The organism is Ginsengibacter hankyongi (assembly GCF_008710285.1).
Classification (GTDB): Bacteria; Bacteroidota; Bacteroidia; order Chitinophagales; family Chitinophagaceae; genus Ginsengibacter; species Ginsengibacter hankyongi.
Genome location: NZ_VYQF01000006.1, coordinates 62,556 through 76,795 on the forward strand (window position 1 = coordinate 62,556; position 14,240 = coordinate 76,795).

11 protein-coding genes are annotated in these 14,240 nt (G+C 36.9%); 7 read left to right on the forward strand and 4 right to left on the reverse strand.

The window, feature by feature from the left end:
- Positions 1–254: 254 nt before the first annotated feature.
- Both FW778_RS17310 and FW778_RS17315 read right to left on the reverse strand, forming a co-directional pair.
- Positions 255–2,036 (reverse strand): glycoside hydrolase family 2 protein, encoded by a 1,782-nt coding sequence (locus FW778_RS17310; protein ID WP_150416111.1) that lies wholly within the window; start codon positions 2,034–2,036, stop codon positions 255–257.
- 362 nt (positions 2,037–2,398) lie between these two features.
- Positions 2,399–3,412: a potassium channel family protein gene (locus FW778_RS17315; RefSeq protein ID WP_150416112.1), complete on the reverse strand. Its 1,014-nt coding sequence runs from the start codon at positions 3,410–3,412 to the stop codon at positions 2,399–2,401.
- A 251-nt stretch (positions 3,413–3,663) separates the two neighbouring features.
- Between FW778_RS17315 and FW778_RS17320 the strand changes: the two genes are divergently transcribed.
- Positions 3,664–4,245, forward strand: a complete 582-nt coding sequence (locus FW778_RS17320) for a WG repeat-containing protein (protein ID WP_150416113.1) — start codon at positions 3,664–3,666, stop codon at positions 4,243–4,245.
- A gap of 31 nt (positions 4,246–4,276) precedes the next feature.
- On the opposite strand, the gene FW778_RS17325 is transcribed toward FW778_RS17320, so the two are convergent.
- A complete protein-coding gene (locus FW778_RS17325; RefSeq protein WP_235906386.1) occupies positions 4,277–5,761 on the reverse strand; it encodes a hypothetical protein in 1,485 nt (494 codons plus the stop codon).
- Positions 5,762–6,124: 363 nt separating this feature from the next.
- Between FW778_RS17325 and FW778_RS17330 the strand changes: the two genes are divergently transcribed.
- On the forward strand, positions 6,125–6,787 hold the full coding sequence (locus tag FW778_RS17330) for a dioxygenase family protein (protein ID WP_150416115.1): 663 nt from the start codon (positions 6,125–6,127) through the stop codon (positions 6,785–6,787).
- Between the two features lie 142 nt (positions 6,788–6,929).
- Complete coding sequence (locus FW778_RS17335; RefSeq protein ID WP_150416116.1) at positions 6,930–7,484, forward strand: hypothetical protein; 555 nt, start codon at positions 6,930–6,932, stop codon at positions 7,482–7,484.
- Positions 7,485–7,597: 113 nt separating this feature from the next.
- On the opposite strand, the gene FW778_RS17340 is transcribed toward FW778_RS17335, so the two are convergent.
- Complete coding sequence (locus FW778_RS17340; RefSeq protein WP_150416117.1) at positions 7,598–8,284, reverse strand: hypothetical protein; 687 nt, start codon at positions 8,282–8,284, stop codon at positions 7,598–7,600.
- 226 nt (positions 8,285–8,510) lie between these two features.
- On the opposite strand from FW778_RS17340, the gene FW778_RS17345 reads away from it, so the two are divergent.
- From FW778_RS17345 to FW778_RS17360, 4 genes are all read left to right on the forward strand, one after another.
- The gene (locus tag FW778_RS17345; RefSeq protein WP_150416118.1) at positions 8,511–8,678 is read left to right on the forward strand and encodes a DUF1328 family protein; all 168 of its coding nucleotides are present in this window, start codon (positions 8,511–8,513) and stop codon (positions 8,676–8,678) included.
- Positions 8,679–9,059: 381 nt separating this feature from the next.
- Positions 9,060–11,261, forward strand: a complete 2,202-nt coding sequence (locus FW778_RS17350) for an alpha-galactosidase (RefSeq protein WP_202552328.1) — start codon at positions 9,060–9,062, stop codon at positions 11,259–11,261.
- 43 nt (positions 11,262–11,304) lie between these two features.
- Positions 11,305–12,651 (forward strand): alpha-L-fucosidase, encoded by a 1,347-nt coding sequence (locus FW778_RS17355; protein WP_150416119.1) that lies wholly within the window; start codon positions 11,305–11,307, stop codon positions 12,649–12,651.
- A 317-nt stretch (positions 12,652–12,968) separates the two neighbouring features.
- A complete protein-coding gene (locus FW778_RS17360) occupies positions 12,969–14,174 on the forward strand; it encodes an ROK family protein (RefSeq protein ID WP_150416120.1) in 1,206 nt (401 codons plus the stop codon).
- Positions 14,175–14,240: the final 66 nt, after the last annotated feature.

The window sequence follows — 14,240 nt, forward strand, 5'->3', positions numbered from 1 at the left end:
TCCTTTAAGTTATTGAATTTTATGCGTTATGTAATAAATATCGAAGGGGCAACCAATCCATTCTTTATAGAGCTTATTACATAAGCAAAATCTTCTCCTGTTGTATTGCGGCTACTCATTAGCGTTGTTCTGTAACCTCTCAATCACTCTTCTTCAGATGGATTGATAATATCTTCCATGCTTAATTGCCTTAATGAATGCAAATGCACCGGAGGGCCGGTATATCACATCAAAGAAAATAAAGCCTTAAAGAATTATTTTACTGGATACTTTTTTTCCATCTCATCATAAAAACTTTTCAAAACATAAAATGCCTTTTTCTTCTGGCCGGTTTCTGATATTAATCCTTTCCTGTTCCAGTAATCCTGGTAAGTTGGGTTCATTCTTTTCGGTGACTGGAAATCAACGAGTATCCACGGCGTGATACCACGAAGACCATCAATACCCTTAATAAGCTTTACCTGGTTTTTATAAATAGCTTCCTGGAACTCTTCGCTGAAGCGGGTTTCAGCATCAGCATGAAAACCGGCCAGTGCCCCCCCGCCTGTTTCAGTAATGATAATAGGCTTACCATAATCTATCGTAAAACTGTATTTGCTGATGTCCTGTGGCAAGCCCGAGTACCAGCCAAGGTATTCATTAAAACTTACCACATCTAGTTTTTTTCCAAGCGGATCATCAAGATGAAATACATTATTATTGATATGCCCAAGCAATGCTGCAGATACTAATCTTGTATCATCCAACATGTGCGCATGGTCTGCAAGCGCTTCCATAAATTTTTCTCTAGCTTCAGTCGCCGGTGTTTCATTGCCTATCGACCACACAATTACGCTTGCCCTGTTTTTATCCCTTGCAATTAGTTCAGATAACTGATGTTGCGCAATATCATAAGTTGAAGAATTCTCCCAATCAATACTCCAGTACACAGGAACTTCTTCCCACAGCATTATGCCCATTGAATCAGCCAATCTTGATTCAGCTTCATTATGAGGGTAATGCGCAAGCCGAATAAAATTACAGTTGAGTTCCTTTGCCCATGACAGCATCATCCTGCATTCACTAACATTGCGGGGACGACCAGGTATAAAAGGATCTTCATCATGCATACAAATCCCTCTCAGGAAAACCGGCTTTCCATTGAGCAAAATATCTTGCCCTTTTGTTTCAACAGTTCTAAAACCAATCTTATCTGTCACGGTATCTTCTTCGTCCGTTATTATAACGTTATACAGTTTCGGATTTTCCGGAGTCCAGTAATGTAATTTGTTTGTGGTTATATTAATGTCTGCATAACCGCTATCATTTGTTGTGATCATTGTATGAATGTTTGCTTCGGGGATCGCTACCGTTATCTTTTGCGGAAGCTGCCGGCCCTTCAATTGAACAAATCCATTAATGTGCCTGTAATCAGATCTAGTCAGTTGAATTTTATAATCACTAATGAATGTTGAAGGCATTTCTGCCAGGAAAACGTCGCCCGTGATGCCACCATAATTCCACCAGTCAAAATTTTCTGTTGGTACATTTTCTTTCTTTCTTCTATTATTTGCTTTTACAACAACGAAGTTGCTTCCGTTATGCAGCAGCGACGTTACGTCAAATTGGAATGGAGTAAAACCACCCTTATGTTCACCGGCTTTCTGGCCGTTTATATAAACGGCAGCTTCATAATTTACCGATTTAAAGTACAGAAAATATATTTTTCCAGGTCGAGGCGTAACATTGAAATCATGTTCGTACCAAACGGTTCCTTCATAGTACAGCAGTTTATCATCCTGCGAGTTCCAGTCGCCCGGCACATTGAGCATAGTCGATTTCGCAAAATCATATTCTAACAAATCTGATTTTGATTTTTGTTCTTTGTTTTGGTAAAAGGAATTATTACCGGTTTCATATGGATCAATTATGTAATGCCATTGGCCATCAAGGTTCTGAATGTTACGGGAATCTATGTTCTGAATTATATCGACCTGGGCTGAGGCATAAAGGCCTAGCAGGTTACAAACGACAAAAAACACTAAATACTTTTTCATCTATAATTTATATTAAAGCATGAATGTACTCAAAAAAGAAAAACAAAAAATGCTGATTAATCAGTTGACTATATTTCTCACAAATAATTTTAGCCAATAAAAATTATAGGGTTGAATAAAAAAATATTCTTGTTCGTAATTGCATTCATCATTATTTTCCGAAATGCTATTAAACTCTTCATTCTATTTATTATTTAAAGGTTCATTAAAAATGATTCAAATTAAAAAACAATGTATAGTTGTTTAATGATTAGATCATAACAAATGCTGTTTATAGTCAGAATCAGTTTAATTGAAATGAAATGGTTTTGTTTCAGGCATTAACATGCATACCATGCGAGAGAGTAAAGCGCCTTAAGGAATTATATTTTTTTGCCAAAATTATTTTTCATTACTGCAATTTGCTGCATTGTGCCGAACAAAATTATTTTCATTCCCGGATAAATATTCGTTTCTTTCGGCGGATTAATAATGAATTTTCCATCTTCATTTTTTATACCAAGGCAATTTACACCGGGAGAATGCCAATTGATAATATCATAAACAGACCTGTCTTTTAAATTCATTGGCAGCTCTTCATAAGCAACCGATTCAATATTAATAGACTCAGCTTCGTCGCCCCAAAGGTTGTTAATAAATTCAATTACATCAGGCTTTGAAATTAAGGTGGCCATATGCGAACCACCAATCATTTCCGGCAATATTACATGATCAGCGCCGGCAGTTTTTAATTTGATAACCGTGCTTTTATGCTGTGCCCTGCTTATAATTGTTAATTGCGGATTAATGGGCCTTGCCGATAAAACGATGAAAACATTATCTGCGTCTGCAGGCAACGTTAGTAATAAGGCTTTTGCTTTTTTTATTCCTGCTTTTATAAGTATTTCGTCATCTGTTGCATCTCCATGAATATAAACTAAAGGCTTATCTTCCTCAAGCCAGTTTTTTATATGGTCTTCCACGTTATCGATTACAACAAAATCGATTTTATTAATCATTAGCATTTTTGCAGCCTGCTCTCCGTGGCGGCCAAATCCACAAATAATTACATGGTTCGAAAAATTATCAATTGAGTTCATAAGCTTCCGGTTTTTAAAATATGATGCCATTTCCCCGCTTACAATGTATTTAGTAAGGCTGCTAACGGCATACGTAAAAATGGCAAACGACGAAATAATAAAAATAATATTAAAGATCTTACCTGTTTCCGACAGCGGCTTCACTTCTGAATAACCAATAGTACCAATGGTGATAACGGTCATGTATAGCGCGTCTATAAAGGTATAATTCTCCAGTATCATAAAGCCCAATACGCCGGTAAGCATAATCAGCACTAGTACACTAAACCAAATTAAAAATGGAGAAACTCTTTTCAATTAATTCCTTTTGGAGTTAAGTTATTTCATTTACTTAAAACTGCTTCAATTTCCAGATAACGCCAATTAAACTGTTACGGTATGTTACCACGCCTGGTAAAGAAATCATCAGCTATCGCTTAAAGATAAGAAAGAAGGAGGCCGAAAATAAAAACTAAAATCATATTTCTTGCTTACCAAGGTCATTATTATTTTGAACGTTGATTAATATTTTGCTGGAGCAATTTATTTATTATTTCAAAATAAATATTATGAGAAAGTTATTGTTGCTGGTATTACTGTTCCCGGTAATAGAAAGCTACGCACAGAACTGGGAAAAAAATTATGATTACGTGGATGACTGCGTATGCGGTCTTTCACAAGTTAAGAAAAATGGCAAAGTTGGGTATGTAAATAAGAAAGGAATCGAAATAATTAAACCGCAGTATGATGATGGCTTGCCTTTTAATGAAGGATATACGGCAGTAAAAAAAGGAACAAAGTGGATGTACCTCGATAGTACAGGCAAAGTCGTTACTGATGCAGTTTTTGAAGAAGCGTTAAACTTTAGCAATGGAATGGCAGCCGTTGCTCAAAATGGCAAGTATGGATATATTAATACATCAGGTAAGGTGGTAATACCCTTTGAATTTTCCAATGCCCATCCCTTTTCCGAAGGGCTTGCGCCGGCTGCTAATATGAAAGGGCTTTGGGGATATATTGATAATGCAGGAACCTGGATAATAAACCCCATGTATGACTATACAGATAGTTTTATAAACGGGGAAGCAAGGGTGATGAAAGATAGTAAGGTGTTTTATGTGGATAAAAAGAATACAATGCTTCACGAATAGAATTTGGGAGAGAACATTTACTTATTATTAATTAAAGAACCGGGCACGATAAACTTCGTCTCTCCTTTCGCGTTAGTTTATTCTTTGGATAATGGCCGGCGCGGTCATACTTTTCCCCAGGCCTTATGGTAAATGCGAGATACACTCCCCCGTTTTGTGATTTATTTTTTGAAAATAAGTTGCTTAAGTTATGAACACCCATTAAAACAGGACCAGCCTTAAAGGCGCCACCAATCCAAATTTGCCCCTTTGCATTAACCAGCACTGGAAAATAACCACCTAACGATTTGGTCTCCCACCGGGGTGTAAGCGCCAGCAAATTCATATCCTTTATAAACAAAGTATTCTGCGATGAAAGTGATATAACGGGTACCGTTAACTCTGCATTTACAAAAAGACTTTGCGACACATGTTTATCTACATTGAGCACTAAGCGGGTGGGCTCATAAATGTAAAAATCTCCGGAAGGAATTGTAATGGAATTGGAAATGGTTGCAAGACTATCATTAAAATTATCCAATGTTCTAAGCGGGGTAAATTTATTTTCAAGCACCGAATTAGATATATCTTTCCCGGTGCCTGCAACTTGCCGGCTCCTGCTTCCGTATTGGTATTTATTACTGCCCAGGTCAAGGATTGATACTCCAATCTTTGTATCATAAATATCATCGGAGGCCGCTTCTTCATCTTCACTTGACAATAATAAATATTCAAACCCAACATCAGCAGTTACGGTGTAGTTGGCATTTTGCAAAAATGCTTTCCTGTTGTCCGCAAAAGATTTATTATTATCGATAAGATCCAAGTTAGATGAATAACCATATTGCAAACTGCCGCTTGTAAGTGAGTAACGATCATTATTCACGCCGGCTAGCTGAGTATAGTTTACTTCTGAAGTGTTGACATACGCTCCAGCCAGTGCCCTGTTCAACTTTATTGTAACACCGGCATTTAGTGTCCTGTATCCATCGTCAAAAATTTTTTGGGCATAGGTTCCATAAAATTCTGCCCAGGTGCTTCCAACTGATTCCCCAGATAATGGCAAATTGTTTATATTATTTTTCATAAAATCCGCAAGTTCCAACACAGTATCCTGCCAATCAGATTTACTGTTTAGTATATACACGTAGTTGCGAATATTGGCTCCAAAAGCAATCGCTGCATTGGAATTCAAATTAATCCTGGTATTTAATAAATGGATATTTTGATTGGAAAAGAAAAATCTTTTCTTACTCCCGTTTTGGATGGAAACGTCTGCATTTTTAGGAGAGGAAAAAAATGAATAATTCTTTATAAAAAATGCATTTGTACTCTGCTTAATTTGCACAGCCAACGGCGTAATATCCCATGCAAACGGCGTACTTACTATAGAAGCGGGGTTATTTCCGGTGCCCAGGCTTCCTGCATACGACGATCCGTTAATTGCCTGGTAATTTTGTGCAATAAGAAGATTATAAAACAGCAGGAACGGAATAAAAAAAGACACTTTAAGAGAATACATGATTATTAATTTCAAGCCTAAAATTTAAACAGAGTTAATTGTTTGAAATATACGTTTATAAACGGCCGTGAGTTCGTGAGACAAATACTTTAGCTAAATTTTATATTGTTGTTATTTACGATTAATATTGCTAGTTATCATATTCAACTCTTTAATCCTTTGAAATAACCGTGTAGTATTTCGTGTCAAACCAATCTGGCCGCCTCTTTGCAAAATGTAAAATGTTTAAAAAAATTTTACAAAAACCATGCTTAAAAAAAATTCATAATGCTTATACTGATTCGGGGATTTTATTCTTAAATTTATTTAGTTAACCCTGGAAGAGAACATACATTTTATTACCGAAAGCCCTAATAAAAGCTGAATTAAATTAAAAATATGAATAGAAATAAATTTCTCTCCGTTGTTGGGTTGTCTTTCCTCGGCACGTTTTTCTTTTCTTCAAAAGAAAAAAATGAACTAATAGTCCGCAATGCCTGCAATGATCCAATCACTCCTTCAGTTCCGGAGGGCCCCTTTTATAAAAATGAAGAATTGAACCGGGCGGACATCAGAGAAAGTAAAAAGGGAATTGCGATTGATTATATATTCCTGGTAGAAGATAAAAATTGCCAGCCCATTCAAAATGCAATTGTTGACATCTGGCAGTGCGACGCTAACGGTCATTACTCAGATTTTAAAGCAGAAAACACCATCAATAAAACCTGGCTGAGAGGTTACCAAAGAACGGATAAAAATGGAGCGTGCAGATTTACCGCTATTTTTCCCGGATGGTATGATAACAGAATAACTCATTTACATGCCAAGTTTTACATAAATGGAAAGGATATACTAACAACGAATTTCTTTTTTCCAAAAAATATAGAAAATGAAGTGTATAAATCTCCATTGTATCCAAAAGGACCTAATCCTTTACCCATCTTACAAGATTATGAACTTCGGGTTGATAAAGACACAACCCGCCACGACACGCTGCTAATGAATGTTTCAAAAAGCTCAAATGGAAGTTTAACTGCCTCCTACAAAATTGCCCTTGCATAAAGTTTTTGGGATACTATTATGTAAAATTTTAAAGTAACGGTTTACAGGGTTGGGAAATATTTAATTCATTAAGATTTTTATAAATCTTTTACCAGCGTAAATTTTGTGTACTTATATTAAATAACTTTAAGAAAAGAAAGGCATGTATAAAATCGTAAGGATATTATTGGCTGTATTTTTTATTTCCTTCTCCATACAAGGATTTTCCCAGGACACTGAAAAATCTGAACATCCCTTATTGGATAAATATTATCCACAAGCGCAAAAACCAAAACCTGATACCAATAAAGCCATTACCAATCAGATACAGCCGGTTTATCAGGTAAAGCCCACGCCGTCAGCCAGGAATATCTCATCTCCCACGAAAAAGCCTGTATTAACAGCCACCATAATACCGGCTGATACAATGTCGGAAAAACCCGCTCCTGCAACTAAGATAGTTCCCGCAGTAACAAATACTACTGCAATAACCGCCCCCGTTGCTGATGTGTCAACTGTTTCGGGACCATCCAATAAACCTGCTATTAATAAACAAGACACTATTACGGCAAAACTGCCTGTTCAACGCATTGTGCAGCCTCAACGTGCACCAACGCAGCCTTACATGGATACAAGGTTAGGAAGCAGTACCCCGCAATATGATACATGGAAAAAAAATAACAATGGTGCAGGCTCTGTGACAACAAGTCCAAAATAAAATCATTATCACGACTTAGGCTAAACGAAATTACCCTGGTAGCTCACCTCTTGTTCAGATCATCTTGTGGAAAAACTAGCTCTGGTTATCAATTATATATTGTAACCAATATATCAATAGTTCTTAATAATATATTTTATGCTGCCACCTGATATTATTGGAGACCCCGTTTTCATTATCCCGCTGAATTCCTGTCGGTCAAAGGAAGAATAGTAAGTGAACATATTCCTGTCAATACTTTTTATTTTGCCGCGGTAGGCCTTATCATCAATTGCACCGTAATAACTAAGCATGGTACTCCCTATAGATTTTATTTTCCCCTTGTAAAACTCATCGTTAAATGAGCTATAGTATGTAATGGGAACAGAGCCGGCATTTCGAAGAAACCCTCTAAATGCCACGTCATCATAATCGGTATAATAATCGAGAAACATTGTTCCAATAGTCTTTAATTTTCCTTTAAGAGATTCTTTATCATCGGCAGTATAATATGTAAGAGACGTTCTACCGATATATTTAACCTTTCCGCGGTAAGCTTCATTATCAGTAGAGGAATAATATTCTTCTCTTCCCATATACTTTTCCAGCCGTGGATAGATGCCTGTTAGGGGCGTTGTATACTCCTTACCCCAATCAATAATTTTACCATACTTCGTCATATTAACAACAACAGATTCGTCAACCAAAAAAGTAATGATATCCTGTTTGCCCCGGTTATCAATTGTTACCTGGACAATATTTTGTGCAAAAGCCGGTGAAAGGAAAAAACTAAGTATTAAGAGGAAGTATAATTTATTCATATAATTATTTTATTCGGTTTAAGTTAATGACAAATTGCAGAAGGCGCAAAATATATTATAAAATACTGCTCAGCATAAAATTTAATCGTAACGGCAAAGATTAAACGCAACCGGAAGCGTACTATCGTAATTGTTGTAAGCGCTCATCTTCGTTTCACTTTCGTCCTAAACTATAAAAAATTTGGCACGCATTTTATATTATAGATTTTAACTAAAAAATTATATTATGCTTAAATGGGCCGCTATTTTTATCGTGATAGCAATTATCGCAGCCATATTTGGCTTTACGGGTATTGCAGCCGGTGCTGCTTCTATAGCAAAAATATTATTCTATATTTTCCTTGTATTGTTCCTGTTAACCATAATATTTGGAGCAAGGGTTTTGGGAAAATGAGTGCTGAATATGATGCGGTAATGCAACAAGATGCCGGAATTTCAACATAAATCATGAGTATGAGTTATAGCATGTATCTATGTAGAAATGTTTACACATTTCAATTACTTACGATTTTGGAATTCCTGCATCTTTCTTTATTTATTCCTTCGTCCATTTCTAACGCCCACTCATTAGAACAGATTTTGTACAGCCTTTAAAAAATTAATCTGTTTCTAAAACTCTTTCTAAATATTTTTACAAGTAACTTTCATTTGTCGCAGGCTTTTTCAGTTCGATTCTTCTAGTCTTTTTTTAAAGTATTGATTAAAATATTCTTTATTAAAATACAAGAAAGTTGTCAGGTAAAGGCAATAAATAATACAACCATACTATATAAATATGAAATCAATTTGCTTTATTCTCTTGTTATGTGGCGCGGGCAATATTGTTGCGCAAAATCTTGTTCAGCAAAAGCTGGAACAGTTACCGGTTTATCATCCTGATGAATTTAAATCTGCGGGTGGCGACTGGCTTTTAGGCAGCACCAAGGCTGTAACTCATATTTTTAAAAGCACCAATGGCAATGATTTGACTATAACAAATGGTTTGGTAAGCCGTAAATTTCGACTGCAACCTTATATGGCTTGTTATGAATTCAAAAATCTAATGACAGGAAAAGAAATGCTGCGGGCCATAGAACCAGAGGCTGAAATAGAGATCAACGGTAAATCATATAATGTTGGAGGAGCGGTAGGCCAGTTTGAAAGAGGTTATATGCAATATGATTGGTTGAATAAATTCTCCAACGACGTACATGCGTTTCAGTTAGTTGATTTTTCAATTCGTGATATTCAATCACGATTTGAATGGAACCCCGGCCGTTGGGCCACCAATAAACAATGGCCGCCACAAGGTAAACAAATCGATTTTACATTTCGATTACTGGGTAATGACTTACAGGGAGTAACCCTGGACGTTATTTACGAAATGTATGATAATATTCCGCTTATGTCCAAATCGATGATTGTACATAACGAAGGCAATCGCATCATCAGGATTAATACTTTTAAAAGCGAGAAACTGGCCATGGTAGAAGAAAGTTCAGGGGTTAACACAGAAGGAGTTTTTCCATCGCCTCACATCTGCATACAAAGCGATTATACCTTTGGCGGTAATTCTTTTGCAGACGCTAACCACACTACATATTGGTTAACCGACTCGTTATATTCTTCGCAGGTAAACTATAATCTCCAAAGCCATTGCTTGGTTGAGAGTAAACCTCCAATTGGCCCTGAATATGTTTTGCAACCGGGAAAAAATTTTGAAACATTTCATACTTATGAATTAATGTATGATGGATATGACAAGGAGCGCTGCGGACTGGCTGAAAGGAAAATGTACCGCATACTTGCTCCATGGATAACTGAAAACCCAATATTTCTACACTTAACCACCACTGATCCCGGCAAGGTAAAAGCTGCTATCAACCAATGTGCAGAGGTAGGCTTTGAAATGGTAATCTTAAGTTTTGGAAGTGGGCTCGATATGGAAGATACCAGCAATATCAACATTGAAAAATTTAAAGCATTAGCAGACTATGCGCATTTAAAAGGTATTGAAATAGGCGGCTATTCTTTGTTTTCCAGCCGTAGTATCGATTCAGTAAATGATGTAATTAATCCTAAAACGGGTAAGCCCGGTGGTGCTATTTTTGGCGATGCCCCTTGCCTGGGTAGTAAGTGGGGACTTGAATATCTTCAAAAGTTAAAAACATTTATTACCAAAACCGGTTTTAATGTATTGGAAAATGACGGCCCTTACCCCGGTGATATTTGTGCTTCCACAACGCATCCAGGCCACGATGGCCTTAAAGATTCTCAATGGAAACAATGGTACTTGGAATCTTCGTTTTACCAATGGCTAAGAAAAAAGGATGTTTACCTTAACGCTCCGGATTGGTATTTTTTAAATGGTTCAAATAAAACAGGCGTCGGTTACCGTGAAGATAATTGGTCTTTGCCCAGAGAAAGACAGATTATTTTAGGCCGGCAAAACATTTATGATGGAACATGGGATAAAGCTCCCGGTATGAGTTGGACTTTTGTTCCGTTGACCCAATATCATGGTGGTGGCGATGCGGCAACTATTGAGCCTTTACATAACCATCTTGATGCTTACCAGGCGCACCTCGCTCAGAATTTTGGAAGCGGCATCCAGGCATGCTATAGAGGCCCAAGATTATTTGACGCACCTGCTACCGAAGCATTAGTTAAGAAGGAAGTGGCGTGGTATAAAAAATACAGAAACATTCTCAATGCCGATATAATTCATATTCGCCGGCCAGACGGAAGAGATTATGATGCTATAATGCACGTAGATGCAAAGGGAAAGGAAAAAGCCCTGGTAATGATCTACAATCCACTTGATATCAAAATCAACAGAAAAATAAAATTGCCCTTATATTATACTGGCTTAACAACAATTGCCCGTATAAGAGAAAAGGAAAATGCAATACAGCTGTATCATCTAAACAGGGATTATTCTGTTGAAGTATCTGTTGGTATAGCAGCTCACTCATATACCTGGCTGGTAATTGAATAATGAGGACTTGTAAATTTAATTTTGAATCTTTTTATTTTATATTATGAAAAAAAATTCAGTTTGCCTTTATCTTATAACGGTCCCTCTCCTGCTCTTGCACTTGGGAACTATTAGCGCTCAACAAAAAACAAATCCTGATTCTATTCGTAAAAAAATGCAGTGGTTTGCTGATGCAAAGCTTGGCATCTTTATACACTGGGGCATTTATTCGGTTAATGGTATTGACGAAAGCTGGAGTTTTCATAATAAAAAAATAAGCTATGAAAATTACATGAAGCAATTGAAAGGTTTTACTGCTTCAAAATATAATCCGCAGGCGTGGGCTGATTTGATAAAAGAAAGCGGTGCAGGATATGCAGTTATCACAACGAAGCATCACGATGGAGTGGCGTTATGGCCAACCAAACAACATCATTATAATGTAATGGATAATACGCCTGCGAAGAGAGATGTATTAAAACCGTTCTATAAAGCTTTGGATAAAGATGGTATCAGGCGGGGCGCTTACTTTTCATTAATTGACTGGAGTTATCCTGATTACCCGGGATTTTTAAAAGACAGCAGCAGATATAAAGTATCAGATGACCCCCGAAGATGGGAGAAATTTCAACATTTTTTCCAGGCACAAATTGCCGAAGTAAATCAATTGTATAGACCCGATTTATGGTGGTTTGATGGTGACTGGGAACATAGTCCTGAAGAATGGCAGGCCAAAAAAGTGAGGGAGGAAATTCTAAATGTGAATCCTCTGGCTATTATCAATGGCAGGCTTCAAGGCTACGGCGATTATGAAACTCCGGAACAAAACTTTCCCGTAAGCCGCCCGAAATTTAATTGGTGGGAATTATGTATGACCACTAATAACAACTGGGGATATCATCCTGATGATACCAATTATAAAACGCCTTTTGAAGTTATCAGCATTTTTGTGGATGTTGTAAGTAATGGAGGAAACCTTTTGCTTGACATAGGTCCCAAAGAAGATGGAACTATTCCCCCTGAACAAGTGCACATTTTACGAGAGCTCGGAAAATGGAATAAGAAAAATGGAGAAGCAATTTTTGGTAAAGTGCCCGGCTTACCACAGGGGCATTTTTATGGACCTACTACATTGTCAAAAGATTCCACGATTCTTTATCTTTTCTTACCCGGACAAACAACTGGGAATATTATGGTTAAAGGATTAGTAAGTACAATTAAAGATATACAGGTCCTCGGGACAACGGTACATTTAAAACCAAAAATCGTGGGCAAGATTTCGTGGAGTGCCGTACCGGGTCTGGTTTTTATAAATGTCCCTCAAAAATATAAAGACCCGTATATAACAGTTTTGAAATTAAATTTAGACAAGCCCGTGCAATTATACGGTGGCCACGGAGGATTGAATTAAGTAATAAAAGATGCACGAAGTTCAAATTTCTTAAGTTCTTCCTTGCCGGAAGCTGACGTCTATTATTTTTCCTCGACCCAATTGACATCTATTTCATTTGTTAGAGAGGTAAATCCTTACCTGACGTTCCCTTCTTTTATGTTTCACTGCTGTACAGGCATAGTTCTATCCTGAGTAAGATCCTGGTATTTCACAGTGAATTCATCCTCCGTGAATAAAAAGTTAAAAAAAATTTTCTAAACTTTTTTAATTTTTTAATAAGAAATTATACCTTTATTAAAAAACTAGGGAGCAGCTACTGTTTAAGAGAAATTCATATGACTGAAAAGAAGATTTTATTTAGAAACAAAATTTTAAAGGAGTTGTATTTTGAAGATAATCTTTCTTGTGTGGATCTAAGCAAAAGAATACACAAGAGCTTTCCTATAACGGCAAAACTAATTGAACAATTGATGGTGGAAAATTTAGTAATAGAAAACGGGTATGCTCCATCAACAGGCGGCAGACGCCCGTTAACTTACTCGATTCAAAAAAATGTGATGTACTTGGTGTCTGTTGCTATGGACCAATTTGTTACCAAAATTGCTATTATGGATATGCAGAACAATTTTGTTTCACCGATTGAAAAAATTGTTTTGCCTTTGCCCGATAATACAAAGGCCTTGGACGCCCTTATTGAAAAAATTGCGCAAGTAATTAATTCGTCAGGAATAGAAAAAGAAAAATTCATTGGCGTAGGTATAGGCATGCCGGGGTTTGTAGACGTACAAAAAGGCATTAATTATTCATTTTTGCAATTACCCAATAATGCAAGTATTACAAAACATATTAGTGAAATAATTGGGATACCTGTATTTATCGATAATGATTCGAGCCTTATAGCTCTTGCCGAGTTTTATTTTGGTGAGGCTCGGGGTGAAAAAAACGCGATGGTCATAAACATTGGTTGGGGAATTGGTTTGGGAATGATTCTCAATGGAGAGTTGTTCCGGGGCCATGAAGGCTTTGCAGGAGAATTTAGTCATATCCCGCTTTTTTTAAATGGACAATTATGCTGGTGTGGCAAAGTGGGATGTCTTGAAACCGAGACCTCCTTATTATTAATTATAGAAAAGGCAAGAGAAGGAATAAATTCCGGCAGACTTTCTAAATTGAATTCATTGACTTTCGATGATATTGAACAGGCTTTTGATGGTATTGTAAAAGCTGTCCGATCGGGCGACCAGTTTGCCGCTGAGCTTTTTTCAAAAGCGGGCTATAATATTGGAAAAGGTATAGCTGTATTAATTCACCTTTTTAATCCAAAAAAAATAATTCTGAGTGGCAGAGGAGCCTCGGCGGGTAAAATATGGTCGGCTCCCATTCAACAGGCCCTAAATGAGCATTGTATTCCCAGACTTTTCCAAGGTACAAGTATTGCGATGTCATCTTTGGGTACGCAGGCCGAACTGATCGGTGCCGCAGCTCTGGTAATGGAACATTACGAACAGGAACCCATTATAAACAAACAGATTGCTGCATAAGACGACATTCGTTTCAACAACAAATAAATTTATGAAGACGTTTTTTCTCCCCTGAAAATAATAAAA

Coding starts and splice junctions, on each gene's coding strand:
- FW778_RS17310 (WP_150416111.1), bottom strand. CDS start 2,036: ATGAAAAAGTATTTAGTGTTTTTTGTCGTTTGTAACCTGCTAGGCCTT.
- FW778_RS17345 (WP_150416118.1), top strand. CDS start 8,511: ATGCTTAAATGGGCCGCTATTTTTATCGTGATAGCAATTATCGCAGCC.
- FW778_RS17340 (WP_150416117.1), bottom strand. CDS start 8,284: ATGAATAAATTATACTTCCTCTTAATACTTAGTTTTTTCCTTTCACCG.
- FW778_RS17355 (WP_150416119.1), top strand. CDS start 11,305: ATGAAAAAAAATTCAGTTTGCCTTTATCTTATAACGGTCCCTCTCCTG.
- FW778_RS17335 (WP_150416116.1), top strand. CDS start 6,930: ATGTATAAAATCGTAAGGATATTATTGGCTGTATTTTTTATTTCCTTC.
- FW778_RS17360 (WP_150416120.1), top strand. CDS start 12,969: ATGACTGAAAAGAAGATTTTATTTAGAAACAAAATTTTAAAGGAGTTG.
- FW778_RS17320 (WP_150416113.1), top strand. CDS start 3,664: ATGAGAAAGTTATTGTTGCTGGTATTACTGTTCCCGGTAATAGAAAGC.
- FW778_RS17350 (WP_202552328.1), top strand. CDS start 9,060: ATGAAATCAATTTGCTTTATTCTCTTGTTATGTGGCGCGGGCAATATT.
- FW778_RS17330 (WP_150416115.1), top strand. CDS start 6,125: ATGAATAGAAATAAATTTCTCTCCGTTGTTGGGTTGTCTTTCCTCGGC.